We start from the raw sequence: 24655 nt of genomic DNA, 5'->3' as shown, positions 1-24655 counted from the left end.
GCCTTCAGTGTCAAGCCTTATTTTTCAGGGCCTTTCACTTTGTCATCCCGACAGGTTTGTGTGTTTGTCGTGACAACGGATGCGCATTATAGGGAGTTTTCGGCGGCTGGCAATAGTTTTTTTGAATTTTATTTTCAAATGCATACTTTTCGCTCTCATAAATATAAAAATCACTCAAATAGTCTAAAATTAATGCAAATATTTTCATTGCATGGCATTTTTTTCCTCAATAATATTTCTATATAATTATTATCCACTCTTATTATTGAGGTTCTTATGTCCACTGTTTTGCGCCAATACTTAAACTTCTATCCTAAAGTTGGTCAAAAAGTTCTTTTAGACCCTTCTTCTGTTGTAATTGGGGATGTCAGATTGGCAGATGACGTCAGCATCTGGCCCCTTGTTGTTATCAGAGGAGATGTAAATTATGTCTCAATTGATTCACGTACAAATATTCAAGATGGTTCTGTCTTACATGTGACCCATAAATCCCCAGATAATCCTAATGGCTTCCCACTGATAATTGGTGAAGATGTCACGATAGGACATAAGACAATGCTACATGGATGTAAGATTGGGAATCGAGTCTTAGTTGGTATGGGTTCCATCTTACTGGATGGAGTAACTATTGAAGACGATGTTGTAATTGGAGCCGGTAGCCTAATTCCTCTAGGGAAAAAATTAGAAAGCGGCTACCTGTATGTCGGTAGCCCTGCCAAACAGGTGAGAAAACTCAAACCTGAGGAATTGGAAGGACTCCTTTATTCCGCTAATAATTACGTTCGCTGGAAAGATAACTATTTATCAGCACAATCTGAAAGTAAAGAATAGCGCCCAAATTGATCATCATGTCCACTCAAAATGACCGTTTCAAACTCTTCTTCCAAATCCCAGCGATGTTGGCGAAACAGCTCAAGTGGATGATGACCTTTACCATAACGCTCTATTATTTCATCAGAACTGAGCATGCATTCCACCAGCAAACCATTTACCATTGCTGGGAATATCACCTTATTTTCTATCTTATCCCACTCTTCACGATCAGGAAATTGAATTGATTGGTTCATACATGTAATTCCCGTCTTAAGGCAGTTAAAACAGGTTCTATTTCAGGAAATACGCCGTGCCATAACTCAAAAGAATACGCAGCTTGTCCTACCAACATTCCTAAGCCATTAGCCAAACGTGAAACACCATTTTGATGAGCAAACCTAAGGAAAGGGGTTAATCCATGCTGATAATACATGTCGTAACACACACTATTATTTTGGAAAATCAATGGTGATATAACCGGAATTTGCCCATCAAGACCAGAAGCCGTTGCATTAATGATAATATCAAAGTCTGGAGCAGTAAGGCCAAGAGCACTCATTTCAATGGCCTGTATATCACCTAGTAGAGAAAATGTATTTGCGACTCTTTGGGCTCGTTCAAATGTACGGTTAGTAATAGTAATGGAGCAACCAAATGATAATAAAGGAGATAATACGCCTTTCGCGGCTCCACCAGCGCCTATGATCAGGATCTTCTGTCCTTGAGAGATAAATTTGAGTCGCTGCAAATCCACCAATAACCCCACCCCATCTGTATTATCACCGAGTAGTCGGTTTCCCTCTATCCGTTTTAATGTATTAACTGCACCACAGATACTTGCCCGTTCAGTCAATTCATCTGAGCACTTATAGGCTCTCTCTTTAAAGGGAACAGTAACATTCGCCCCTAAACCACCCTGCTCGAAAAAATGACCTAAGGTTTGTTCAAAGTCTCCTACCGGAGCAAGTACCGTTCCATATTGATGCTCAATACTTGTCTGTTCAGAAAACAATCGGTGAATATAAGGAGATTTACTATGTGCGATTGGATTACCAAAAACTGCGAATTTATCCATTATTACCTAGCCTTGCCGATATAATTTGCCAGTTAAAGCATCCCTAATTTTTGATGGATTCTTACGTCCACCAACTTCTCCTTCTAAAATTGGGACACGAGTTCCAAATTGCTGCCTCACTTCTTCCACGCTACGACATGGCTCTAATCCACTTAGATTAGCACTGGTCGAAACAAGTGGTTTTTCATACATAGAGCATAGCTGCTTAATCAAAGAGTGATCTGTAACTCGGACGGCCAATGTTGAAAACTTGCCAGTCAACCATTTTGGTGTGGTTGTTCTCGCTGGTATTACCCATGTAACAGGACCAGGCCAAAATGAGAATATGGTTTCTTTCTGTATATCATTTAACTGTTCATCATCAATATAAGGACATAGCCTCTCATAATTATCAGCAATAAGAATCAACCCTTTTTCCCAAGGCCTATTTTTCAACGCTAATAGCTCTTGCACTGCATTTTCACTATCAGGGTCACACCCTAATCCAAAAACAGCTTCAGTCGGATAGGCAATAACTTTTTCTTCTTTTAAAGCTGTTATAATAGAATCAAATACTGGTAAGGTTTCGTTACTCATTTTATTTCTCAATTTCATTAACTTGTTGCTTGCTACACAATTTACTGGCACAAGATAATGTTATGCCTTTGGAAGTGCGCTTTTCTACTAACAATGGATAGTGGCAAAACATGCATTCACCTGAAATGGGCTTATTATTAAGTGCAAACTGACACTCTGGATAGCGACTACAGGAATGAAATGTTTTACCAAAACGAGATTTACGCTGGAGTAATTTTCCTTGCTGGCATTGAGGGCAATTAATTGATGTATCGTCTGGTTTATTAATTAATTCCGTATGCTCACATTCAGGATAATGACTACAGCCAATAAACATGCCATAGCGCCCTTGACGTAAGACCAGGATGAGACCACATTCCGGACAAATTTGTCCATCCAACTCTTTAACAATATGTCCATCGACCTGTGCTTTCAATGGACGAAGATAATGGCAAGACGGATAACTGGAACACGCATAAAATGGACCGAGAGCACCATTGCGGATCACTAACTCAGCACCACACTCAGGGCAATGCTCTATTTCTCTTATAGTAAAAGGAACCTTCTTAGACATATCTTACTCACTGAATATCGACAATCGCCTTAACATTGGAAAAAGCGCAAATTAAATAGCTTAACTAGTTCGGACATACCCACCAGCAACAACAGCAACTTTTCCCATAAGTTCCAATTCTAATAATTTGGTCATGACTTCCGTAACAGGTAGGGAAGAACGCTGGGCGATCACATCAATAGGTGTAACTTCACTACTTACGTTAACCAGCACATCCACAAATGGCAACTCTGTTTGTTCAAATTGTTTATTTCCCTCCTCCTGATCTTTACCTTCGATGTTAATCCATTGAAATGATGAGCCAATATGTTCCATGATATCCATTACATTCGTTGCCAAATAAGCTCCCTGCTTGATCAACCAATGGTTACCTTCGTTTGCAGAACTCCCTAATGGCCCAGGTAATGCAAAAATGTCTCGACCTTGCTCAAGGGCACAGCGAGCTGTAATCAGTGATCCGCTATTTTTATGGGCCTCTACAATAAGAAGAGCCAAACTTAATCCACTAATGATCCGGTTTCGCCTTGGAAAATGCTTAGCTTTAGGCGGAGCATCAGGAAAAAATTCAGAAACTAATGCGCCATGTTCTTTAATATGTTTGGCCAAAGATTTATGTCTACTGGGGTAGATATTTTCAAGTCCACTACCAAGTACTGCGATTGTTTTCCCTCCCGAATCCAATGCTGCTTGATGGCAAATGCCATCAATACCTATCGCTAATCCACTAGTCACTACCAGATTATTTTTAGCTAAGTCACTCGCGAATATCTTTCCCCATTTCTCACCATAGAAAGTCGCTGCTCTACTACCAACCATTGAAATTTGCCGTTGAGATAAGACCGATACATCGCCTGCGACAAAAAGCACAAGGGGTGGAGAGTGTATTTGCTTTAATAAAAGTGGGTATGCGGGGTGAGAGAAAGTCAGCAAATGGTGATCTGGTTGCCCTAACCAATTGAGGGCCGAAATCAGCGCGGAAGAGTTAGCTTTCGTAAATTGCAAACATTGTGCAGATGACAGCCCACACGCTTTTAAAGAGGATGTGCTAAAACTCTTCGTTTGCAACAGGTGTTCTATAATAAGTATGGACTTCTCTGCTGAAAGATGAGAAACCATTTTCATTCTTAACCATATTTCCATCGCTTCCATATCGTCATCCTGACTTGAAGTTGAGAGAAACACTCTCATGATTAATTTGTGTTCAATACTGTCAATCTAAATGGGAAATGTCTAGAATAGGCACTAATTATCACTCATTTTTTGGATGCAGTTCTAAACATATATGTCAGTTTTACAAGTATTACATTATCCAGACGAGCGACTTCGCACAGTTGCCAAGCCAGTAGAAAAAGTCAATGCAGAAATCCAGCAGATCATTGATGATATGTTTGAAACGATGTATGCAGAGGAAGGTATTGGCTTAGCGGCAACACAAGTCGATATACATCAGAGAATTATTGTCATTGATATCTCTGAGAATCGAGATCAACGTCTTGTTCTTATTAACCCAGAATTAGTTGATGAAACTGGCGAAACAGGAATAGAAGAAGGTTGCTTATCTGTTCCTGAGCAGCGTGGATTTGTGCCCCGTTTTGAACAAGTAAAAATTAAGGCCCTAGATTATCACGGTCAGCCATTTGAATTGGAAGCCGACGAGTTGCTGGCAATCTGTATTCAACACGAAATGGACCATTTGATTGGTAAACTCTTTGTTGATTATCTATCGCCATTAAAACGCCAACGAATCCGTCAGAAAGTTGAAAAAATTGACCGATTGAGAGCCAAAAACAAATAATTTTTATTATCGCAGGAAATAACAGTGTCTGATTCTTTACGTATTATTTTTGCCGGAACCCCTGATTTCGCGGCTCGCCATTTGGCTGCTTTATTAAACTCTCAACACCAAGTTGTTGGAGTACTCACTCGGCCAGACAAACCAGCAGGAAGAGGTAAAAAACTGACACCAAGTCCTGTAAAGGTATTGGCTGAAAAACATGATATTCCTGTTTTCCAGCCAAAAACCTTACGTACAGAAGAAAGCCAGCAATGGGTCATGGCGCAGCAACCTGATATTATGATCGTTGTTGCATATGGATTAATTCTTCCTCAAGCTGCTTTAGATATACCTCGTCTGGGATGCCTGAATGTTCACGGTTCCTTGCTGCCTCGCTGGCGTGGCGCAGCACCTATCCAGCGCTCAATCTGGGCTGGCGACCAAGAAACTGGCGTAACGATCATGCAAATGGATGCAGGGCTTGATACTGGTGATATGCTACTGAAAGCCATTTGCCCAATTACAAATGAAGACACCAGTGCCAGCTTATACGAAAAACTTGCTGATATTGGCCCAGGAACTTTACTCAACACTTTAAGCTTAATTACATCAGGAAAATGTCAGCCTGAAATTCAGGACGATATACTTGCGACCTATGCTGAAAAACTGAATAAAGATGAAGCAAAAATAGATTGGAATTTGCCTGCAGCCCAAATTGAGCGTTGTGTTCGTGCTTTCAATCCTTGGCCTATGAGCTTCTTCTTAATTGATGATCAACCAGTTAAAATCTGGCAAACAGAAGCCATCAAAGAACAAACAACCCATGCTCCCGGAACAGTTATCAGCGCAGATAAAAAAGGTATTCAAATTGCAACTGCAGATGGGATATTAAATATTACTCAGTTGCAACCACCTGGCAAGAAAGCAATGTCAGCCGCCGATCTCTTAAACTCCAAACGTGAGTGGTTTACACCTGGCAGCAAAATCAACTGATACTAACTTTGCCTACATGTTTTTAGCATTTAGGCTTCTTCCTATTTATTATGCTGACGAAAGTCAGCTTTTTTGACCATATCATGAAAAATGCATATAACCTGAGAAGTATCGCTGCAAAAGCAATCAATCAAGTGCTTGAGCAAGGGCAATCCCTCAGCACCATTATCCCTGAACTCCAACAAAAGGTTTCCGATAAAGATAAAGCATTACTACAAGAGATCTGTTTTGGTGTAATGAGGGTATTACCTCAGCTTGAGTGGCTTATCGGTCAATTAATGGCAAAGCCATTGAAAGGGAAACAACGTATTTTCCACTATCTAATCATGGTTGGTATATATCAGCTTATATATACACGCATACCTGCGCATGCTGCACTTGCCGAAACCGTCAATGGTGCAACTAACTTAAAACGACCACAGCTGAAAGGGGTAATTAATGGTGTTCTTCGCCAGTTTCAGCGCCAACAACAAGTATTAATCGAACAAGCAAATAATCACATTAGTCAGCACCTACATCCCAAATGGCTGCTAGAACGAATCCAAAAAGCATATCCAACAAATTGGCAAATCATAGTGGATGCCAACAACCAAAAACCACCTATGTGGTTGCGAGTTAACCAATTCCATCATACAGCTAACGAATATCTTGCACTATTAGAAGAAGCTAATATAAAAGCTGAGTTGGATATCAACCATTCCAGTGCCATCCGTCTTCTGAACCCCTGCCCTGTCAGTGCATTACCCGGATTTAATCAAGGGTGGGTAACGATTCAGGATCGTTCCGCACAAGGATGTGCTGAACTATTAAACCCATGTGATGGAGAGTCTATACTAGATCTTTGCGCTGCACCTGGTGGAAAAACCACTCATATACTCGAAATAGCACCAAAATCTAAGGTTCTAGCTATCGATATTGATGAACAACGAATTAAGCGAGTGAAAGAAAATTTGCAACGACTTAATTTACATGCGGTTGTCAAAACAGGTGATGGTCGTCTTCCACACGAGTGGGCTACTGATGAACAATTTGATCGTATTCTCCTTGATGCTCCATGTTCTGCTACAGGCGTGATTCGCCGTCATCCTGACATAAAATGGCTACGCAGAAATGAAGATATTGATCAGTTAGTTACATTACAATCTCAAATACTTGATGAGATTTGGCCATACTTAAAACAAAATGGTACGCTAGTTTATTCTACTTGCTCAATTTTACCTCAGGAAAATAGTGAGCAAATAAAAGCATTTTTGGCCCGTCATTCCGATGCAATATTATCAGAAACAGATAATTCGGGTACTTTCGGAACACAAATTATTCCAGAAGCTACGGGGGGCGACGGTTTCTTTTATACCCGGCTCACTAAGCAATGATAACGCTCTCTCGTTCCGACTGAGCGAGAGAATTTTATAACTTTACTAAAATATCACGAATAAAAGACGGCTTCTAATCGAGAAGAAAATGCTATGAAGATAATCATTCTGGGTGCAGGCCAAGTTGGTAGAACATTAGCCGAGAACTTGGTTGATGAAAACAATGATATTACTGTCGTTGATACCGATACAGATCGTTTACGCCAGTTACAGGATAAATTCGATCTCCGAGTTGTGAATGGTCATGGTTCTCATCCGAAAGTATTGAGAGAAGCTGGAGCTGAAGATGCTGATATGTTAGTAGCAATCACAAATTCAGATGAAACCAATATAGTTGCATGCCAAATTGCTTATTCTCTATTTAACACGCCTAATAGAATCGCCAGAATACGCTCACAAGAATATATTCGAGAATCAGAGAAGTTATTCCATCCTGATGATATTCCTATTGATTATCTAATATCTCCCGAACAACTAGTCACTGATTACATCTATAAATTGATTCAATACCCAGGAGCATTACAAGTTGTTAATTTTGCTGAAGGACGTGTAAGCATTGTCGCAGTTAAAGCCTATTATGGTGGTTCACTGGTAGGTAATGCCTTATCCTCACTCCGAGAACATATGCCACATATCAATAGCAAAGTTGCTGCAATATTCCGTCAAGATCGCCCTATTAGACCGCAAAGTTCAACAATTATTGAAGCCGGAGATGAAGTCTTCTTTGTTGCTGCATCACAACATATCAGAGCAGTAATGAGCGAATTACAACGTCTTGAAAAGCCGTATAAACGTATCATGATTGTTGGTGGTGGGAATGTTGGTGCAGGCTTAGCTTTGCGACTTGAGAAAGATTACAGTGTAAAACTAATTGAACATAATCAAAAAAGAGCCACTGAATTAGCTGAACTATTGCACGATACTATTGTGTTTTATGGCGATGCTTCAGACCAAGAATTACTAGCTGAAGAACACATTGAACAGGTTGACGTTTTTATAGCACTAACAAATGATGATGAAGCCAATATTATGTCAGCTATGCTTGCAAAACGGATGGGAGCCAAAAAAGCAATGGTCCTTATTCAACGCAGTGCATACGTTGATTTGGTACAAGGTGGAGTCATTGATATCGCAATTTCTCCTCAACAAGCAACAGTATCAGCACTACTTGGTCATGTCCGTAAAGCAGATATTGTCAGTGTGTTCTCATTAAGAAGGGGGGTTGCTGAAGCTATCGAAGCCATAGCTCATGGCGATGAGCATACTTCAAAAGTTGTTGGGCGTAGAATAGGTGATATCAAATTACCATCAGGAACAACAATAGGAGCCATTGTTCGTAATGAAGAGGTCATCATTGATAATGATCACAGTGTCATTCAACAAGGTGATCATGTAATCATGTTTATTACTGACAAAAAATACGTTCCTGAAGTGGAAAAGCTTTTCCAGCCTAGCCCTTTTTTCTTGTAAAAACATAAAGTCAGATTTTATTAGGTTAATATTGTTCACTTAAGAAGTTAGAAGGCCAATAATAATAACTTAAAAAAATTATTATTATTGGCTTTCCAACCATCTTTTTTACCATGTTTCTCTTTACGACTATAGCTTCCTTTACCCTTTTTGTTTTTTTCTACTCTCTGCCTGAACAAAGGATCGTGTAATAAAGCTTCTATAGCATTATCTTTAATAACGCCTTTTTTATGGCAATATGTTAAATGACCTCTGACTATAATTAATGAATAAGATAATTTTTTGATTAAAAACAGCGCAATTGTAATCTTAGCTCTCGAAATAATAAAGAAAAATTATCTATTTGTTGCGCCTTCTTCCAAAATTTCCAATATAGAACAATATGTACTAACGTGCATACTACCACAACAAGCATCACTCAACATTTTCAAAGAATCACGCATCTTTTGCATCTCTAATAATTTTTTTTCAACTTCCTGTAATCTAGAATCAACAATATATTTTGATTCCTGACATGTATGATGCTCAGGATCAACCCGAATAGATAGTAGTTCTACTATTGCTTCCAGTGTGAAGCCTAATTGTTTTGCATAACGGATAAAACGCAATCGCTGTAGATCCTGTTCGGTATAAAGTCTATAGCCACCTTCCGTTCTTTCTCCGTGAAGCATCAATCCTTGTTTTTCATAAAAGCGGATAGTGTCAGGTGTTACACTTGCTAATTTAGCCAACTGACCGATACGATACATAAGAAATTTTCCTATTAAGTAGCAGATAAACACAATACTAACAGAATAGGTTAAAAGATCATCCGTATGAGAAAATTTACAGACCAACTAATAAAGATAATATGATGATAAGAAGAAAGAAATTAATTAAAAGGCAATAAAAAAACCGGGATAATACCCGGTTTTTTACGCCTCTACAGATTACTCTGCAGATGCTGCTTCTGTCTGAGACTCTGCTGTACGGTCAACAAGCTCGATGTATGCCATCGGCGCATTGTCACCAGCACGGAAGCCACACTTCAGAATACGAGTGTAACCACCTGCGCGACTCGCAAAACGCGGGCCCAGTTCATTAAACAGTTTTGCCACGATCTCGTTATCACGAGTACGGGCGAATGCCAGACGACGATTAGCTACGCTATCGGTCTTGGCAAGAGTAATCAGCGGCTCAACGACGCGACGCAGTTCTTTCGCTTTAGGCAGAGTCGTCTTGATGATTTCATGACGAACCAAAGAACCTGCCATGTTACGGAACATAGCTTGGCGATGGCTGCTGTTGCGGTTCAATTGACGACCACTCTTACGATGGCGCATGACCTTATCCTTCTCAGTAAAACCTTAACCTGTGATCTAGTTATTCATCAGCAATACTTGCTGGTGGCCAGTTTTCCAGACGCATGCCCAGAGAAAGTCCACGTGAAGCTAGTACGTCTTTAATCTCAGTAAGAGATTTTTTACCCAAGTTAGGAGTCTTAAGTAACTCAACTTCAGTACGCTGTACCAGATCACCGATGTAGTGGATAGCTTCTGCTTTAAGGCAGTTAGCAGAGCGGACAGTCAATTCCAGATCGTCAACAGGGCGCAGCAGGATCGGATCAAACTCTGGCTTCTCTTCTTTAACTTCTGGTTGACGTACATCACGTAAATCAACGAAAGCTTCTAGTTGTTCAGCCAGAATGGTAGCTGCACGGCGAATCGCCTCTTCAGGATCGATTGTACCGTTAGTCTCCATTTCGATAACCAGCTTATCCAAGTCAGTACGCTGTTCTACACGCGCTGCTTCAACATTGTAGGCGATACGCTCTACTGGGCTATAGCAAGCATCTACTAACAAACGACCGATAGGGCGCTCATCTTCTTCCGAATGAATTCGGGCAGAAGCCGGCACATATCCACGACCGCGCTGAACTTTAATACGCATGCTAATGGAAGCGCTTTCGTCAGTCAGATGGCAGATTACGTGCTGCGGCTTGACGATTTCGACATCACCATCATGGATGATGTCGGCTGCAGTCACAGGGCCAATGCCAGATTTATTCAAAGTAAGGATAACTTCATCTTTACCCTGAACTTTCACCGCCAGCCCTTTCAGATTGAGGAGAATCTCCAGGATATCTTCCTGTACACCTTCTTTGGTGCTGTACTCATGCAGTACACCATCAATCTCAACCTCAGTCACCGCACAACCCGGCATAGACGAAAGCAGAATACGGCGCAGTGCGTTGCCAAGAGTATGGCCAAAGCCACGCTCTAATGGCTCAAGGGTCACCTTGGCGTGCGTCGAACTGACTTGCTCGATATCTACCAGGCGCGGTTTTAGAAACTCTGTCACAGAACCCTGCATTGTGTCCTCTCTTTGGTGCTAAGCTTTACTTAGAGTAAAGCTCGACGATCAGGTGTTCGTTAATGTCAGCGGATAGATCAGTACGTTCAGGTACACGCTTGAACATACCTTCCATCTTCGCAGCATCAACTTCCAACCAAGTTGGCTTCTCACGCTGCTCAGCCAGCTCTAAGGCTGCTTTAATGCGAGCCTGCTTCTTCGCTTTTTCACGAACGCTGACTACGTCATTCGGGGATACCTGATAAGAAGCGATGTTAACAACGCAACCATTTACCATGATAGCCTTGTGGCTTACCATCTGACGCGATTCAGCACGAGTCGCGCCGAAGCCCATACGATAAACGACGTTATCCAAGCGGCTTTCCAGCAAGTTCAGCAGGTTTTCACCTGTGTTGCCTTTCAGACGAGTTGCTTCTTTATAGTAGTTACGGAATTGACGCTCCAGAACACCGTAAATACGACGAACTTTTTGTTTTTCACGTAACTGTACACCGTAATCAGACAGACGTGGTTTACGTGCGCCGTGCTGGCCTGGTGCCTGTTCTAACTTACACTTGGTGTCAATCGCGCGAACGCCAGACTTCAGGAAAAGATCTGTACCCTCGCGACGGCTCAGCTTGAGCTTAGGACCCAAATATCTTGCCATTTTCTTTCTCCAACAATCCTAAAAAACGAAAGCGTATTAAACGCGACGCTTTTTCGGTGGACGACAACCGTTATGAGGAATCGGAGTCACATCAGTAATATTAGTGATGCGGAAACCAGCCGCGTTTAATGCGCGGATAGTTGACTCACGACCAGGACCAGGTCCTTTAACCATAACTTCCAGATTCTTAATTCCGTACTCTTTTACTGCTTCTGCGCAGCGCTCTGCTGCAACCTGAGCTGCAAACGGAGTAGATTTACGAGAACCACGGAAACCGGAACCACCGGCAGTTGCCCAACCCAGTGCGTTACCCTGACGATCAGTAATAGTAACGATGGTGTTGTTGAAAGAAGCATGGATATGAGCCACACCGTCAGAGACTTGTTTTCTTACACGCTTACGTGCACGAATAGGTGCTTTTGCCATTATTCAATACCCCGATTATTTCTTGATCGGCTTACGCGGACCCTTACGGGTACGTGCATTGGTCTTAGTACGCTGACCGCGAACTGGTAGACCACGACGATGACGCAAACCACGATAGCAACCAAGGTCCATCAGACGTTTGATACTCAGGGTTACTTCACGACGCAGATCACCTTCTACAACGTATTTGGCAACTTCGTCACGCAGCTTGTCAATTTGCTCTTCAGACAGCTCACTGATCTTAACATTTTCAGCAATACCCGCTGCTGCACAGATTGCTTGTGAGCGGGTTTTACCGATACCATAGATCGAAGTTAATGCGATCACAGTATGTTTCTGATCAGGAATGTTAATGCCTGCTATACGGGCCACTATGCACTCCTACAATATTTATTCACTGCAACATCATTCTGAAAAGCCCGTTTTCAGGATACTCAAACAATGTTGCTGTCAGATAAAAAAGATTGGCTGGCTAATTTAGCCAGCTCAACCCAACTTTGCAAGAAAAATATGCGATTAATTAGCCTTGGCGCTGTTTGTGCTTAGGCTCTGCACTACAAATCACGCGAACGATACCGTTACGTTTAACGATTTTGCAGTTGCGGCATAATTTCTTGACGGAAGCACGAACTTTCATTTTTACTCTCCGTAACTTCTCAAGCAAACCGATTAGCGGTTATATCCTTTCAGGTTTGCCTTCTTCAATGCAGACTCATATTGACTCGACATCATTAGAGTTTGCACTTGAGCCATAAAGTCCATGATGACGACGACTACAATCAGTAGGGAAGTACCACCAAAATAGAATGGAACTTTCATTGCATCACGCATGAACTCCGGGATTAAGCAGATAAAAGTAATATATAACGCACCAACTAAGGTTAGACGAGTCATTACTTTATCGATGTACTTAGCCGTTTGCTCTCCCGGACGAATTCCTGGTACGAATGCACCGGACTTCTTCAGGTTATCTGCTGTTTCTCTTGGATTGAAAACCAAAGCCGTGTAGAAGAAACAGAAGAAGATGATTGCAGATGCGTATAATAACACATAAAGCGGTTGACCTGGTTGCAAATACATAGAAATAGTTGTCAACCAATTCCAGCCTGTTCCACCACCGAACCAAGAAGCTATGGTACCAGGGAACAAAATAATACTGGAAGCAAAAATTGCAGGGATAACCCCAGCCATATTCACTTTCAACGGTAAATGTGTACTTTGTGCTGCGAAAACTTTACGACCTTGCTGACGTTTCGCATAGTTAACCACGATACGACGTTGACCACGCTCAATGAAAACAACGAAGAAAGTCACGGCAAACACTAATACTGCAACCAACAGCAACAGGAGGAAGTGCAGGTCGCCTTGCCGAGCTTGCTCGATGGTGTGACCAATTGCAGGAGGTAGTCCTGCAACGATACCAGCAAAGATTATGATTGAAATACCGTTACCGATACCTCGTTCAGTAATCTGCTCACCCAGCCACATCAAGAACATGGTTCCCGTGACCAGACTTACAACAGCCGTGAAATAGAATGCAAAACCAGGATTAATCACTAGCTCTTGCATTCCAGGCATCTTCGGCAACCCAGTAGCAATACCGATTGACTGGAATATTGCCAGCACTAATGTACCATAGCGGGTGTACTGACTGATCTTACGACGACCAGATTCCCCTTCCTTCTTGATCTCTGCTAAACGAGGATTAACCACAGTTAGCAACTGGATAATAATGGATGCTGAAATATACGGCATTATACCCAGTGCAAAGATAGAAGCACGGCTTAAAGCACCACCAGAGAACATGTTAAACATTTCAATGATGGTGCCTCTTTGCTGCTCGAGCAATTTGGCAAGCACAGTGGCATCAATACCAGGGATTGGAATAAAAGAGCCAATACGGAAAACAATTAGAGCTCCAATGACAAACAAAAGTCTGCGTTTTAACTCGCCTAATCCGCCTTTGGCACTTTGAAAATCTAATCCTGGTTGTTTAGCCATCTGTTACTTATTCCTCAATTTTACCGCCAGCAGCTTCAATTGCAGCACGGGCACCTTTAGTAACACGCAAGCCACGCACAGTTACTGCACGATTGACTTCGCCAGAAAGCATTACTTTAGCGAATTCAATTTGAGGGCCAATAATGTTAGCAGCTTTCAGTGCATTCAGATCGATAACATCGCCTTCAACGCGAACAAAATCAGACAGACGAATTTCTGCGGTGATCATTGCCTTACGTGAAGTGAAACCAAATTTTGGCAGACGACGATATAAAGGCATCTGGCCGCCTTCAAAACCACGACGAACGCCACCGCCAGAACGAGACTTCTGACCTTTGTGACCACGACCGCCGGTTTTACCTAGGCCAGAACCGATACCACGACCTACACGTTTAGATGCGTGCTTGGCACCTTCAGCCGGAGACAGAGTATTTAAGCGCATCTGTTACTCCTCAACTTTAACCATATAGGAAACCAAGTTGACCATACCGCGAATAGCTGGTGTATCTTCACGCTCAACAGTATGCCCAATACGACGCAGACCTAAACCAGTCAGAGTTGCCTTATGTTTAGGCAAACGACCAATTGAGCTGCGAATCTGAGTGATTTTAATAGTCTTAGCCATGGTCATTACCCCAGAATTTCTTCGACGGATTTGCCACGCTTAGCTGCGACCATTTCTGGAGACTTCATGCTGTCTAAAGCATCCAGAGTTGCACGAACCACGTTGATCGGGTTAGTGGAACCATAGGTTTTAGCCAGTACGTTACGAACTCCAGCCACTTCCAGAACAGCGCGCATCGCACCACCGGCGATAATACCCGTACCTTCGTGAGCAGGCTGCATGAACACGCGAGAGCCGGTGTGTGTGCCTTTCACTGGATGGTATAGAGTGCCGCTATTCAGAGCGACGGTTTTCATATTGCGACGTGCTTTTTCCATCGCTTTCTGGATCGCTGCCGGAACTTCGCGTGCTTTGCCGTAACCAAAACCAACGCGACCATTACCATCACCAACTACAGTCAGTGCTGTAAAGCTGAAAATGCGGCCACCTTTAACGGTTTTAGATACGCGGTTTACCGCGATCAGCTTTTCCTGCAGTTCGCCAGCTTGTTTTTCGATGTGAGCCATCTTACACCTCTACCTTAGAACTGAAGGCCAGCTTCACGGGCAGCATCTGCCAGTGCCTGGACTCTACCATGATATTGGAAACCAGAACGGTCAAAGGATACATCTTTGATGCCTTTTTCCAGAGCACGTTCAGCAACAATCTTACCAACTAATGCTGCGGCTTCTTTGTTTCCAGTAAATTTCAGTTGTTCACTGATAGCTTTTTCTGTTGTAGAAGCTGCCACCAGAGTTTCAGAACCATTTGGTGCGATAACCTGCGCATAAATATGGCGAGGGGTACGATGTACCACCAGGCGGGTTGCACCAAGTTCCTTGAGCTTGCGGCGTGCGCGGGTCGCACGACGGATACGAGCTGCTTTCTTATCCATAGTGTTACCTTACTTCTTCTTAGCCTCTTTGGTACGCACGACTTCATCGGCGTAACGAACACCCTTGCCTTTATATGGCTCAGGACGACGATAGGCACGCAGATCTGCCGCAACCTGACCAATCACCTGCTTATCAGCACCTTTCAGTACGATTTCAGTTTGTGATGGACATTCCGCAGTTATGCCTGCTGGCAGTTGATGCTCGACCGGATGCGAGAAGCCTAAAGACAAGCTAACTGCGTTGCCTTTAACTGCTGCACGGTAACCAACACCCACCAGTTGAAGCTTCTTAGTGAAACCTTCGTTAACACCGATAACCATTGCATTCAGCAGAGAACGAGTTGTACCTGCCTGCGCCCAAGCGTCAACAAAACCTTCGCATGGAACGAAAGTCAGTTGGTTATCCGCATGTTTAACTTCAACTGCGTTGTGGATTGTACGACTTAGCTCGCCGTTTTTACCCTTAATCGAAATAACCTGACCGTTGAGTTTAACCTCTACGCCAGCAGGAATGACGACGGGTGCCTTTGCAACACGAGACATTCTTTCCTCCCGAATTAAGCTACGTAGCAGAGAATCTCGCCACCCAGACCAGCCTGGCGAGCTGCACGATCAGTCATTACACCTTTAGAGGTAGAAACAACAGCGATACCCAAACCAGCCATAACTTGTGGCAGCTCATCTTTTTTCTTATAGATGCGCAGACTTGGGCGGCTTACACGCTGAATACTTTCTACAACAGCCTTACCTTGGAAATATTTCAAAGTGATTTCCAGTTCAGGCTTGGTGTCGCCTTCGATTTTAAAATCTTCAATGTAACCTTCTTCCTTCAGCACGTTGGCAATTGCCACTTTCAGCTTGGAGGAAGGCATGGTGACCGCAACTTTATTCGCGGCCTGACCGTTACGGATACGGGTCAGCATATCCGCGATCGGATCTTGCATGCTCATCTGTCTTTACTCCCGTGATTCAATTGGTGACAATTACCAGCTAGCCTTTTTAAGGCCCGGGATTTCACCGCGCATGGCGGCTTCACGGACTTTAATACGGCTCAACCCAAACTTCCGCAAAAACGCATGCGGACGCCCAGTTTGACGGCAGCGGTTACGCTGACGGCAAGGGCTGGAATCACGTGGCAGTGTTTGCAGCTTGAGAACGGCATTCCAACGGTCTTCATCAGATGCGTTGACATCAGAGATGATCGCTTTCAGTTCAACGCGTTTTGCGAAGAATTTCTCAGCTAATTTCGCACGTTTTACATCACGTGCTTTCATTGATTGCTTAGCCATGAGTACCCTGCCTTACTTGCGGAACGGGAAGTTAAACGCAGCCAACAGTGCGCGGCCTTCATCATCAGATTTCGCAGTTGTGGTGATAGTAATATCCAAACCACGTACACGATCCACTTTATCGTAATCGATTTCAGGGAAGATGATTTGCTCACGAACACCCATGCTGTAGTTACCACGACCATCGAATGACTTAGCGGACAAGCCACGGAAATCACGGATACGTGGCACAGCAATAGAAATCAGGCGCTCAAAGAACTCCCACATGCGTTTCCCACGCAGGGTTACTTTACAGCCGATTGGATAGCCCTGACGGATTTTGAAGCCTGCAACTGATTTGCGTGCTTTGGTGATCAATGGTTTCTGACCAGAGATTGCTGCCAAGTCAGCTGCTGCGTTATCCAGCAGTTTTTTGTCAGCGATCGCTTCACCAACACCCATATTCAGGGTGATCTTCTCGACCCGAGGGACTTGCATGACAGAATGGTAACCAAACTGAGTCATCAGTTTCTGGACTACCTCGTCTTTGTAGTAATCATGCAGTTTCGCCATCGTATACTCCAAATTACTTGATAGTTTCGTTGTTAGATTTGAAGAAACGAACTTTTTTGCCGTCTTCGAATCTAAAACCTACACGGTCAGCCTTACCGGTTGCTGCGTTAAAGATAGCAATGTTAGAAACATTAATAGCCGCTTCTTTTTCAACAATGCCACCTGGTTGGTTCAGAGCCGGAACTGGCTTCTGATGTTTTTTAACCAAGTTGATACCTTCAACAATTACTTTACCAGAAGAAAGAACCTGTTTTACTTTACCGCGCTTACCTTTGTCTTTACCGGTCAACACGATAATTTCGTCATCACGACGGATTTTCGCTGCCATTTCCTGCTCCTTAGAGTACTTCAGGTGCCAGAGAGATAATTTTCATGAACTTTTCATTACGAAGTTCACGAGTTACCGGCCCAAAAATACGCGTACCGATAACTTGCTCACTATTGTTGTTCAACAATACACAAGCGTTGCTATCGAAGCGAATGACAGAACCGTCCGGGCGACGAACACCCTTCTTGGTGCGCACCACTACCGCTTTCAGGACATCACCTTTTTTCACTTTACCACGAGGAATTGCTTCCTTGATGGTGATTTTAATGATGTCGCCGACGTGTGCGTAGCGACGGTGCGAGCCACCCAGAACCTTGATACACATTACGCGACGTGCACCGGAGTTGTCGGCCACGTTCAGCATAGTCTGTTCTTGGATCATTTTAGTGCTCCGCTAAATGTCAACTACTACTGAGCCACTTTATTTTTAAAGAAGCCGTTTCAATATCCCATACTACGAGGGCGCGGCATTATAACACCACATCTTCGCGATGGACAGAAAAATAAACGGCCCGTTATTTTTTGAGCCGTTTATTTTGTACGAGACAACGCTCTATTATAGAACCGCTTTCTCTATAACGCGAACTAAAGTCCAAGATTTAGTCTTAGACAGTGGACGGGTTTCTCGGATTTCCACGATATCACCAATTCCACATTCATTGTTCTCGTCATGTACGTGCAGTTTAGTCGTACGTTTGATGAACTTACCATACAGAGGGTGTTTCACCTTACGTTCAATAGCAACAACAATGGATTTTTCCATTTTATCGCTAACAACACGACCTTGCAGAGTACGGATTTTATCGGTCATTACGCACCCGCCTTCTCAGTCAGTAAAGTCTTAACGCGTGCAATATTACGACGCACTTGTTTCAACAGATGAGACTGTTGCAGCTGGCCACTTGCCGCCTGCATACGTAAATTAAATTGTTCACGCAACAGGTTTAGCAGCTCAGTGTTCAGCTCTTCAACGCTTTTTTCGCGCAGCTCTTGTGCTTTCATTACATCACCGTCTTAGTTACAAAGGTGGTTTTGATAGGCAGTTTCGCTGCTGCCAGCTTGAATGCTTCACGAGCCAGCTCTTCAGGCACACCGTCCATTTCATACAGGACTTTACCGGGCTGGATCAAGGCAACCCAGTATTCTACGTTACCTTTACCTTTACCCATACGCACTTCGAGTGGCTTTTCGGTGATAGGTTTGTCTGGGAACACACGGATCCAGATTTTACCTTGACGTTTAATTGCACGGGTCATAGCACGACGTGCCGCTTCGATCTGACGAGCAGTCAGACGACCACGGCCTACAGCTTTCAGACCGAAAGTGCCGAAGCTAACATCCGCACCGGCAGCCAGACCACGGTTGCGGCCTTTGTGCACTTTACGGAATTTCGTACGCTTTGGTTGTAACATCAGCGACTCTCCTTACTTGCGGCCTTTACGCTGCTGCTTTTTAGGTTGCGCAGCCGGTTTTTCCGCCTGTTCAACTGCAGCCATACCACCCAAGATCTCACCTTTGAAGATCCATACCTTAACGCCGATTACACCATAAGTGGTGTGCGCTTCAGAAGTATTGTAGTCGATGTCCGCACGCAGAGTATGCAGAGGTACACGACCTTCTCGATACCATTCAGTACGTGCGATTTCAGCACCGCCCAGACGGCCACTGACTTCCACTTTGATACCTTTAGCGCCCAGACGCATTGCGTTCTGTACAGCACGTTTCATAGCACGGCGGAACATAACACGACGTTCCAGCTGCGAGCTGATGCTATCAGCAACCAGTTTTGCGTCCAGTTCAGGTTTACGCACTTCGGCAATATTAATCTGCGCAGGAACGCCAGCGATACCCGCTACAGCCTTACGCAGTTTTTCAACGTCTTCACCTTTTTTACCGATTACAATGCCTGGACGAGCAGTGTGAATGGTCACACGGATGCTTTTTGCAGGACGTTCGATAACGATACGTGAAACAGATGCTTTAACCAGTTCTTTGTTCAAGTACTGGCGAACTTTAAAGTCACTGTCTAGGTTGTCAGCGAATTCTTTGGTATTCGCATACCAGGTAGAGTTCCAAGGTTTGACAATCCCCAGACGAATACCATTAGGATGTACTTTCTGACCCATTGCTAGTCTCCAGAGTCTCAGCGATCGGACACAACCACAGTAATGTGGCTGGTGCGCTTCAGGATACGATCTGCGCGGCCTTTGGCACGAGGCATAATACGCTTCATAGTCGGGCCTTCGTCTACGAAAATTTTCGTGACTTTCAGATCATCGATGTCAGCGCCATCGTTGTGTTCTGCGTTAGCAATAGCAGACTCAAGTACTTTCTTCACTAAACCAGCAGCTTTCTTGTTGGTATAGGTCAGAGTTTCCAGAGCTTGCGACACTTTCTTACCGCGGATCAGGTCAGCCACAAGGCGAACCTTCTGAGCAGAAGAACGAGCGTGGTGATGTTTAGCGATAGTTTCCATCTCTTCCTCCTACCTTAGCGCTTTTTGGCCTTTTTATCGGCCGCATGGCCGCGATAAGTACGGGTCGGCGCGAATTCACCCAGTTTGTGACCAACCATTTCGTCGGAAACAAAAACTGGAACATGCTGACGACCATTATGGACAGCGATGGTCAAACCGATCATGTTAGGAAAGATCGTTGAACGACGGGACCAAGTCTTAATAGGCTTTTTGTCTCCGCTTTCCACCGCTTTCTCTACCTTCTTCAGCAAGTGCAGGTCAATAAATGGACCTTTCTTGAGAGAACGTGGCATGGCTTATCCTCTAATTATTTTTTAGAACGGCGACGTACGATATATTGATCAGTACGTTTGTTGCTACGGGTCTTCTTACCTTTGGTCTGGATGCCCCATGGAGTGACAGGGTGTTTACCAAAGTTACGACCTTCACCACCACCATGTGGATGGTCTACTGGGTTCATCGCCGTACCGCGAACGGTAGGACGGATACCACGCCAGCGGTTTGCACCAGCTTTACCCAGAACGCGCAGCATATGTTCTGCGTTACCAACTTCACCTAAAGTAGCACGGCAGTCAGACAACACTTTACGCATTTCACCTGAACGCAAACGCAGGGTTACATAAGAACCATCACGTGCAACGATCTGCGCATAAGCACCTGCTGAACGAGCCAGCTGGCCACCTTTACCTGGTTTCATTTCTATGTTGTGAACAGTAGAACCAACCGGGATGTTACGCATTGGCAAAGCGTTACCAACCTTGATCGCTGAATCAGCACCAGACTGGATTTGATCACCTGCTTTCAAGCCCTTAGGGGCAAGGATATAACGACGCTCACCGTCTTTGTACAGAACCAGTGCGATGTTTGCTGAACGGTTTGGATCATACTCCAGACGCTCAACAACAGCAGGGATACCGTCTTTGTTACGTTTGAAGTCAATCAGACGATAATGCTGTTTATGGCCACCACCGATGTGACGAGTGGTAATACGACCATTGTTGTTACGACCACCAGTTTTGTTGTTTTTTTCTAACAACGGAGCATAAGGTTTACCCTTATGCAGCTCAGGGTTAACCACTTTAACAACGTGGCGACGGCCCGGAGACGTAGGTTTACATTTAACAACTGCCATTGTTCTTTACTCCTCCGACTTACTCAGCGCCGCCAACGAAGTCCAGATTCTGGCCTTCTTTCAAGGTGACGTAAGCTTTTTTCCAGTCGCTACGACGACCAATACGCTGACCGTGGCGTTTAACTTTACCTTTAACCAGCAAAGTGTTTACACCTTCAACTTCAACTTCAAACAGTTTCTGTACGGCAGCTTTGATCTCTGCTTTAGTCGCGTCTTTCGCAACTTTGAGAACGATGGTATTATTTTTTTCCATCGCTGTAGAAGCTTTTTCAGATACATGCGGCGCGCGCAGTACTTTCAGCAGACGTTCTTCACGGATCATGCCAGCATCTCCTCAACTTGCTTCACAGCTTCAGCAGTCATAACCACTTTGTCGAAGGCGATCAGGCTTACAGGATCGATACCAGCTGCATCACGAACGTCAACCTTGTACAGGTTACGAGCTGCTAAGAACAGGTTCTCATCAACTTCACTAGTGACGATCAGTACGTCTTCCAGAGCCATTTCTTTCAGTTTCTGCACCAGCAACTTAGTCTTAGGCGCTTCAACAGTGAACTTCTCGACAACGATCAGACGATCTTGACGTACCAGTTCAGACAGGATACTTTTCAGAGCACCACGGTACATCTTTTTATTAACTTTTTGACTGTGGTCCTGTGGTTTCGCTGCGAAAGTTACACCACCAGAGCGCCAAATTGGACTCTTAATAGAACCAGAACGTGCACGACCAGTGCCTTTCTGACGCCATGGTTTTTTACCTGAACCAGAAACTTCAGCACGAGTTTTCTGAGCACGAGTACCTTGACGAGCACCAGCTGCATACGCAACAACTACTTGATGCACAAGCGCTTCATTGAAATCACGCCCGAAGGTAGTTTCGGAAACAGTCAGCGCGCTTTGCGCGTCTTTCATTACCAATTCCATTCCTATCTCCTCGACGTTACGCCTTGACAGCCGGTTTTACGATCAGGTTACTGTTCGTTGCACCTGGAACAGCACCTTTGACCAGCAGCAGGTTACGCTCAGCGTCAACACGTACTACATCTAGGCTCTGAACAGTCACACGTTCATTACCCAGTTGGCCTGCCATTTTCTTGCCTTTGAATACCTTGCCCGGAGTCTGGTTCTGACCGATAGAACCCGGAACACGGTGAGACAAGGAGTTACCATGAGTAGCATCCTGAGTACGGAAGTTCCAGCGTTTAACAGTACCCGCGAAACCTTTACCTTTAGATGTACCAGTAACGTCAACTTTTTTAACGTCAGCGAAAATTTCAACGCTAATGCTTTGACCTATAGTGAACTCAGCCTCATCTTCTGACAGACGGAATTCACGCAGGATGCGGCCAGCTTCAACGCCAGCTTTAGCGAAATGACCTGCTTCAGATTTATTAACGCGGTTAGCTTTTTTGCTACCAGTTGTTACCTGAATTGCACGATAACCGTCAGTCTCGTTGTTTTTAACTTGAGTTACACGGTTATTTTCGATTTCGATAACAGTTACAGGGATTGAAACGCCATCTTCAGTGAAGACGCGAGTCATGCCCACTTTTTTACCGACTAAACCAATCATTGTTTCAACCTCTCAATCGTTCAATGACCTGATTAACCCAGGCTGATCTGCACGTCTACACCGGCAGCCAGATCCAGACGCATCAGAGCATCAACGGTTTTCTCGGTTGGCTCAACGATGTCAACCAGACGTTTGTGAGTGCGAATTTCGTACTGATCACGCGCGTCTTTGTTAACGTGCGGAGAAATCAGAACGGTAAAACGCTCTTTACGAGTCGGCAGCGGGATCGGACCACGAACTTGCGCACCAGTGCGCTTCGCTGTCTCTACGATTTCCGCAGTTGATTGATCGATTAAACGATGATCAAATGCTTTTAAGCGGATACGGATTCTTTGGTTCTGCATGAGACCAGAGCTCCAACTATTTTATAAACGTAAATAATTACTCCTCGCACCCATTTCGATTGATAGGGGAGTGTAATCGTTCAATGTGTAACCCCCATATCGGGGGTATTTTAAATGGCGGTTATTCACCGCTCATTGCTGATAATAAACCAGCCCTACTTTGTGTAGGTAAGCTTGCGCATTATACGTGGATTTACCTACAAAGCAAGATTAAGAGTGAAATCTATTCAAAAAAGTACATACAAGAAGGGAAGGCAAGAAGGAAAATAACAGAAAAGCGCCCTATATATAAAACCATAGGGCGGCTAAATTATAACTATTCTTCTTCACGAAGTTGGGATTGAATGTAATTTTGTATGCCAATTCTAGTTATCAATTCAAGTTGGGTTTCCAACCAATCTATGTGATTTTCTTCATCAGCAAGTACCTCTATCATCAAATCTCGGCTGACGTAATCATGAACCGAATCGGCATATGAGATCGCTTCTCTCAGATCCTTGGCACCACGTAACTCCAATTCCAGATCAGATTGCAGCATTTCCTCTACATCTTCTCCAATATTAAGTTTGCCTAAATCTTGTAGATTTGGTACTCCCTCCAGAAAAAGAATACGTTCGATAAACTTGTCTGCGTGCTTCATCTCATCAATGGACTCACGATACTCGGTTTCGTTTAAACGCATCAGTCCCCAATTTTTAAACATTCGGGCATGCAAAAAATATTGATTGATGGCGACAAGTTCATTACCAAGAAGTTTATTCAAATGTGCAATTATTTTTTTATCACCTTTCATAGCAAGCTCCTCCGCTTCCAGTAACTAACTGTAGTACTAATTTAGCAGAGTAATTGCAAGAAAATTGTGTTTACTTTAAGCGACATTATTTATTGGAGGTAGTAGAGCTATTTCCTCATTCAGTATTTCACGTGCCTGACGTATGCATTTTCCGCAGTCACTTCCTACAGGAACAAAGTTCCTCAACTCTCTGATAGAACGAATATGTTGCTGATGAACAGCATTACGTATGGTTTTATCACTTACTGCATTGCAGAGACAGACATACATAAAATCACTCTTCTAACTATTTACACTCTTGATGGATATTCAGGTCAGATAAAATATCCATACCTAAAACTGTTCACGCTCATAAAATAAGCGATACCACAGAATAGTAAATGTAAATAAATCTCATTTCAATTATTGTTTTTGTTTTATTGAGTAACAAAAAAGCCACCAATTACGGTGGCTCAAAATATAAAGAAGCCTTGGCTCCTCTTTTATCATAATCTTTTAATAATCAAAGATTAAGCAATAACCTTAGCAACAACACCAGCACCTACAGTACGGCCGCCTTCACGGATAGCAAAACGCAGACCCTCATCCATTGCGATTGGGGCAATCAGGTTAACGAT

Annotated in this window: 44 protein-coding genes; 6 read left to right on the top strand and 38 right to left on the bottom strand. The window is 43.6% G+C overall.

What is annotated here, in order from left to right:
* Together BM135_RS17225 and BM135_RS14345 are read left to right on the top strand one after the other, a co-directional pair.
* The coding region (locus BM135_RS17225; protein ID WP_217644306.1) for a hypothetical protein at positions 1–246 on the top strand (246 nt) is incomplete at its 5' end.
* A 30-nt stretch (positions 247–276) separates the two neighbouring features.
* On the top strand, positions 277–831 hold the full coding sequence (locus BM135_RS14345) for a gamma carbonic anhydrase family protein (protein WP_092520743.1): 555 nt from the start codon (positions 277–279) through the stop codon (positions 829–831).
* Here BM135_RS14345 and BM135_RS14340 read toward each other — a convergent pair.
* The 5 genes from BM135_RS14340 to dprA are packed head-to-tail and all read right to left on the bottom strand — an operon-like array spanning position 798 to position 4166.
* Positions 798–1067, bottom strand: coding sequence for a DUF1488 family protein (locus BM135_RS14340; protein ID WP_092520740.1), 270 nt, complete (start codon positions 1065–1067; stop codon positions 798–800). The genes BM135_RS14345 and BM135_RS14340 overlap by 34 nt on opposite strands.
* A complete protein-coding gene (gene aroE / locus BM135_RS14335; protein ID WP_092520738.1) occupies positions 1064–1888 on the bottom strand; it encodes a shikimate dehydrogenase in 825 nt (274 codons plus the stop codon). Before aroE ends, BM135_RS14340 begins: the two co-directional genes overlap by 4 nt.
* Before the next feature lie 6 nt (positions 1889–1894).
* Positions 1895–2464 carry an L-threonylcarbamoyladenylate synthase type 1 TsaC gene (tsaC, locus tag BM135_RS14330; RefSeq protein WP_092520736.1) on the bottom strand — a complete coding sequence of 190 codons (570 nt, stop codon included), beginning with the start codon at positions 2462–2464 and terminating at the stop codon, positions 1895–1897.
* Between the two features lies 1 nt (position 2465).
* Positions 2466–3017: a DNA topoisomerase family protein gene (locus tag BM135_RS14325; RefSeq protein WP_092520733.1), complete on the bottom strand. Its 552-nt coding sequence runs from the start codon at positions 3015–3017 to the stop codon at positions 2466–2468.
* Positions 3018–3077: 60 nt separating this feature from the next.
* Positions 3078–4166 carry a DNA-protecting protein DprA gene (dprA, locus tag BM135_RS14320; RefSeq protein WP_092520732.1) on the bottom strand — a complete coding sequence of 363 codons (1089 nt, stop codon included), beginning with the start codon at positions 4164–4166 and terminating at the stop codon, positions 3078–3080.
* Positions 4167–4299: 133 nt separating this feature from the next.
* On the opposite strand from dprA, the gene def reads away from it, so the two are divergent.
* From def to trkA, 4 genes are all read left to right on the top strand, one after another.
* A complete protein-coding gene (gene def, locus BM135_RS14315; RefSeq protein WP_092520731.1) occupies positions 4300–4812 on the top strand; it encodes a peptide deformylase in 513 nt (170 codons plus the stop codon).
* Between the two features lie 24 nt (positions 4813–4836).
* Positions 4837–5784, top strand: coding sequence for a methionyl-tRNA formyltransferase (gene fmt / locus BM135_RS14310; protein WP_092520730.1), 948 nt, complete (start codon positions 4837–4839; stop codon positions 5782–5784).
* Between the two features lie 83 nt (positions 5785–5867).
* Positions 5868–7157: a 16S rRNA (cytosine(967)-C(5))-methyltransferase RsmB gene (gene rsmB, locus BM135_RS14305; protein WP_092520748.1), complete on the top strand. Its 1290-nt coding sequence runs from the start codon at positions 5868–5870 to the stop codon at positions 7155–7157.
* 93 nt (positions 7158–7250) lie between these two features.
* On the top strand, positions 7251–8627 hold the full coding sequence (gene trkA, locus BM135_RS14300) for a Trk system potassium transporter TrkA (protein ID WP_092520729.1): 1377 nt from the start codon (positions 7251–7253) through the stop codon (positions 8625–8627).
* Positions 8628–8674: 47 nt separating this feature from the next.
* Here the strand turns inward: trkA and BM135_RS14295 are convergent, their stop codons facing one another.
* From BM135_RS14295 to BM135_RS14135, 33 genes are all read right to left on the bottom strand, one after another.
* A complete protein-coding gene (locus BM135_RS14295) occupies positions 8675–8887 on the bottom strand; it encodes an alternative ribosome-rescue factor A (protein ID WP_092520728.1) in 213 nt (70 codons plus the stop codon).
* A 75-nt stretch (positions 8888–8962) separates the two neighbouring features.
* Positions 8963–9376: a Zn(2+)-responsive transcriptional regulator gene (gene zntR / locus BM135_RS14290; protein WP_092520717.1), complete on the bottom strand. Its 414-nt coding sequence runs from the start codon at positions 9374–9376 to the stop codon at positions 8963–8965.
* Between the two features lie 180 nt (positions 9377–9556).
* The gene (rplQ, locus tag BM135_RS14285) at positions 9557–9949 is read right to left on the bottom strand and encodes a 50S ribosomal protein L17 (RefSeq protein WP_092520715.1); all 393 of its coding nucleotides are present in this window, start codon (positions 9947–9949) and stop codon (positions 9557–9559) included.
* Positions 9950–9989: 40 nt separating this feature from the next.
* On the bottom strand, positions 9990–10979 hold the full coding sequence (locus BM135_RS14280) for a DNA-directed RNA polymerase subunit alpha (RefSeq protein ID WP_038269634.1): 990 nt from the start codon (positions 10977–10979) through the stop codon (positions 9990–9992).
* A gap of 25 nt (positions 10980–11004) precedes the next feature.
* A complete protein-coding gene (rpsD, locus tag BM135_RS14275) occupies positions 11005–11625 on the bottom strand; it encodes a 30S ribosomal protein S4 (RefSeq protein WP_092520712.1) in 621 nt (206 codons plus the stop codon).
* Between the two features lie 36 nt (positions 11626–11661).
* Positions 11662–12051 (bottom strand): 30S ribosomal protein S11, encoded by a 390-nt coding sequence (gene rpsK / locus BM135_RS14270; protein ID WP_002919257.1) that lies wholly within the window; start codon positions 12049–12051, stop codon positions 11662–11664.
* A 15-nt stretch (positions 12052–12066) separates the two neighbouring features.
* Positions 12067–12423, bottom strand: a complete 357-nt coding sequence (gene rpsM / locus BM135_RS14265) for a 30S ribosomal protein S13 (protein ID WP_038240472.1) — start codon at positions 12421–12423, stop codon at positions 12067–12069.
* 148 nt (positions 12424–12571) lie between these two features.
* A complete protein-coding gene (gene rpmJ, locus BM135_RS14260) occupies positions 12572–12688 on the bottom strand; it encodes a 50S ribosomal protein L36 (protein WP_012768118.1) in 117 nt (38 codons plus the stop codon).
* Positions 12689–12720: 32 nt separating this feature from the next.
* Positions 12721–14052, bottom strand: a complete 1332-nt coding sequence (secY, locus tag BM135_RS14255; RefSeq protein WP_092520710.1) for a preprotein translocase subunit SecY — start codon at positions 14050–14052, stop codon at positions 12721–12723.
* A 7-nt stretch (positions 14053–14059) separates the two neighbouring features.
* Positions 14060–14494: a 50S ribosomal protein L15 gene (gene rplO / locus BM135_RS14250; protein WP_092520707.1), complete on the bottom strand. Its 435-nt coding sequence runs from the start codon at positions 14492–14494 to the stop codon at positions 14060–14062.
* A 3-nt stretch (positions 14495–14497) separates the two neighbouring features.
* Positions 14498–14677: a 50S ribosomal protein L30 gene (gene rpmD / locus BM135_RS14245; RefSeq protein WP_092520746.1), complete on the bottom strand. Its 180-nt coding sequence runs from the start codon at positions 14675–14677 to the stop codon at positions 14498–14500.
* Positions 14678–14682: 5 nt separating this feature from the next.
* Positions 14683–15183: a 30S ribosomal protein S5 gene (gene rpsE, locus BM135_RS14240; protein ID WP_038269624.1), complete on the bottom strand. Its 501-nt coding sequence runs from the start codon at positions 15181–15183 to the stop codon at positions 14683–14685.
* Positions 15184–15197: 14 nt separating this feature from the next.
* Entirely contained in the window at positions 15198–15551 is a 354-nt protein-coding gene (gene rplR / locus BM135_RS14235) for a 50S ribosomal protein L18 (protein WP_047771700.1), read from the bottom strand.
* Between the two features lie 9 nt (positions 15552–15560).
* On the bottom strand, positions 15561–16094 hold the full coding sequence (gene rplF / locus BM135_RS14230; RefSeq protein ID WP_092520703.1) for a 50S ribosomal protein L6: 534 nt from the start codon (positions 16092–16094) through the stop codon (positions 15561–15563).
* Positions 16095–16108: 14 nt separating this feature from the next.
* Positions 16109–16501 (bottom strand): 30S ribosomal protein S8, encoded by a 393-nt coding sequence (rpsH, locus tag BM135_RS14225; protein ID WP_092520701.1) that lies wholly within the window; start codon positions 16499–16501, stop codon positions 16109–16111.
* Between the two features lie 33 nt (positions 16502–16534).
* On the bottom strand, positions 16535–16840 hold the full coding sequence (gene rpsN, locus BM135_RS14220; protein WP_010847489.1) for a 30S ribosomal protein S14: 306 nt from the start codon (positions 16838–16840) through the stop codon (positions 16535–16537).
* 12 nt (positions 16841–16852) lie between these two features.
* Positions 16853–17392, bottom strand: coding sequence for a 50S ribosomal protein L5 (gene rplE, locus BM135_RS14215; protein ID WP_045968052.1), 540 nt, complete (start codon positions 17390–17392; stop codon positions 16853–16855).
* A 13-nt stretch (positions 17393–17405) separates the two neighbouring features.
* The gene (gene rplX / locus BM135_RS14210) at positions 17406–17720 is read right to left on the bottom strand and encodes a 50S ribosomal protein L24 (RefSeq protein WP_092520687.1); all 315 of its coding nucleotides are present in this window, start codon (positions 17718–17720) and stop codon (positions 17406–17408) included.
* A gap of 10 nt (positions 17721–17730) precedes the next feature.
* Positions 17731–18102, bottom strand: coding sequence for a 50S ribosomal protein L14 (gene rplN, locus BM135_RS14205; RefSeq protein ID WP_010847486.1), 372 nt, complete (start codon positions 18100–18102; stop codon positions 17731–17733).
* A 174-nt stretch (positions 18103–18276) separates the two neighbouring features.
* On the bottom strand, positions 18277–18531 hold the full coding sequence (gene rpsQ / locus BM135_RS14200) for a 30S ribosomal protein S17 (RefSeq protein WP_092520686.1): 255 nt from the start codon (positions 18529–18531) through the stop codon (positions 18277–18279).
* Complete coding sequence (gene rpmC, locus BM135_RS14195) at positions 18531–18722, bottom strand: 50S ribosomal protein L29 (RefSeq protein WP_010847484.1); 192 nt, start codon at positions 18720–18722, stop codon at positions 18531–18533. The genes rpsQ and rpmC overlap by 1 nt, the downstream gene beginning before the upstream one ends.
* Complete coding sequence (gene rplP, locus BM135_RS14190) at positions 18722–19132, bottom strand: 50S ribosomal protein L16 (protein WP_012990491.1); 411 nt, start codon at positions 19130–19132, stop codon at positions 18722–18724. Before rplP ends, rpmC begins: the two co-directional genes overlap by 1 nt.
* A gap of 12 nt (positions 19133–19144) precedes the next feature.
* On the bottom strand, positions 19145–19846 hold the full coding sequence (gene rpsC, locus BM135_RS14185; protein WP_092520685.1) for a 30S ribosomal protein S3: 702 nt from the start codon (positions 19844–19846) through the stop codon (positions 19145–19147).
* A gap of 17 nt (positions 19847–19863) precedes the next feature.
* The gene (gene rplV, locus BM135_RS14180) at positions 19864–20196 is read right to left on the bottom strand and encodes a 50S ribosomal protein L22 (protein ID WP_092520684.1); all 333 of its coding nucleotides are present in this window, start codon (positions 20194–20196) and stop codon (positions 19864–19866) included.
* Between the two features lie 14 nt (positions 20197–20210).
* The gene (gene rpsS / locus BM135_RS14175) at positions 20211–20489 is read right to left on the bottom strand and encodes a 30S ribosomal protein S19 (protein ID WP_011148791.1); all 279 of its coding nucleotides are present in this window, start codon (positions 20487–20489) and stop codon (positions 20211–20213) included.
* A 14-nt stretch (positions 20490–20503) separates the two neighbouring features.
* Positions 20504–21328 (bottom strand): 50S ribosomal protein L2, encoded by an 825-nt coding sequence (gene rplB, locus BM135_RS14170; RefSeq protein WP_092520683.1) that lies wholly within the window; start codon positions 21326–21328, stop codon positions 20504–20506.
* A gap of 19 nt (positions 21329–21347) precedes the next feature.
* Positions 21348–21650, bottom strand: coding sequence for a 50S ribosomal protein L23 (gene rplW / locus BM135_RS14165; protein ID WP_045968045.1), 303 nt, complete (start codon positions 21648–21650; stop codon positions 21348–21350).
* A complete protein-coding gene (gene rplD, locus BM135_RS14160) occupies positions 21647–22252 on the bottom strand; it encodes a 50S ribosomal protein L4 (protein ID WP_092520682.1) in 606 nt (201 codons plus the stop codon). The genes rplW and rplD overlap by 4 nt, the downstream gene beginning before the upstream one ends.
* 16 nt (positions 22253–22268) lie before the next feature.
* Positions 22269–22901 (bottom strand): 50S ribosomal protein L3, encoded by a 633-nt coding sequence (rplC, locus tag BM135_RS14155; protein WP_092520681.1) that lies wholly within the window; start codon positions 22899–22901, stop codon positions 22269–22271.
* Positions 22902–22933: 32 nt separating this feature from the next.
* Positions 22934–23245 carry a 30S ribosomal protein S10 gene (rpsJ, locus tag BM135_RS14150; protein ID WP_001181005.1) on the bottom strand — a complete coding sequence of 104 codons (312 nt, stop codon included), beginning with the start codon at positions 23243–23245 and terminating at the stop codon, positions 22934–22936.
* 316 nt (positions 23246–23561) lie between these two features.
* Complete coding sequence (gene bfr, locus BM135_RS14145) at positions 23562–24038, bottom strand: bacterioferritin (protein ID WP_092520662.1); 477 nt, start codon at positions 24036–24038, stop codon at positions 23562–23564.
* 75 nt (positions 24039–24113) lie between these two features.
* The gene (gene bfd / locus BM135_RS14140; RefSeq protein ID WP_092520661.1) at positions 24114–24308 is read right to left on the bottom strand and encodes a bacterioferritin-associated ferredoxin; all 195 of its coding nucleotides are present in this window, start codon (positions 24306–24308) and stop codon (positions 24114–24116) included.
* Positions 24309–24547: 239 nt separating this feature from the next.
* Positions 24548–24655, bottom strand: a 108-nt coding sequence (locus tag BM135_RS14135; RefSeq protein WP_479688402.1) for an EF-Tu C-terminal domain-related protein, incomplete at its 5' end; no start/stop codon positions are given.

It is taken from the genome of Xenorhabdus japonica, assembly GCF_900115195.1.
Lineage (GTDB): Bacteria > Pseudomonadota > Gammaproteobacteria > Enterobacterales > Enterobacteriaceae > Xenorhabdus > Xenorhabdus japonica.
The sequence above is the reverse complement of the archived record's forward strand: the minus strand, read 5'-3'. Positions and strand labels throughout refer to the sequence as shown.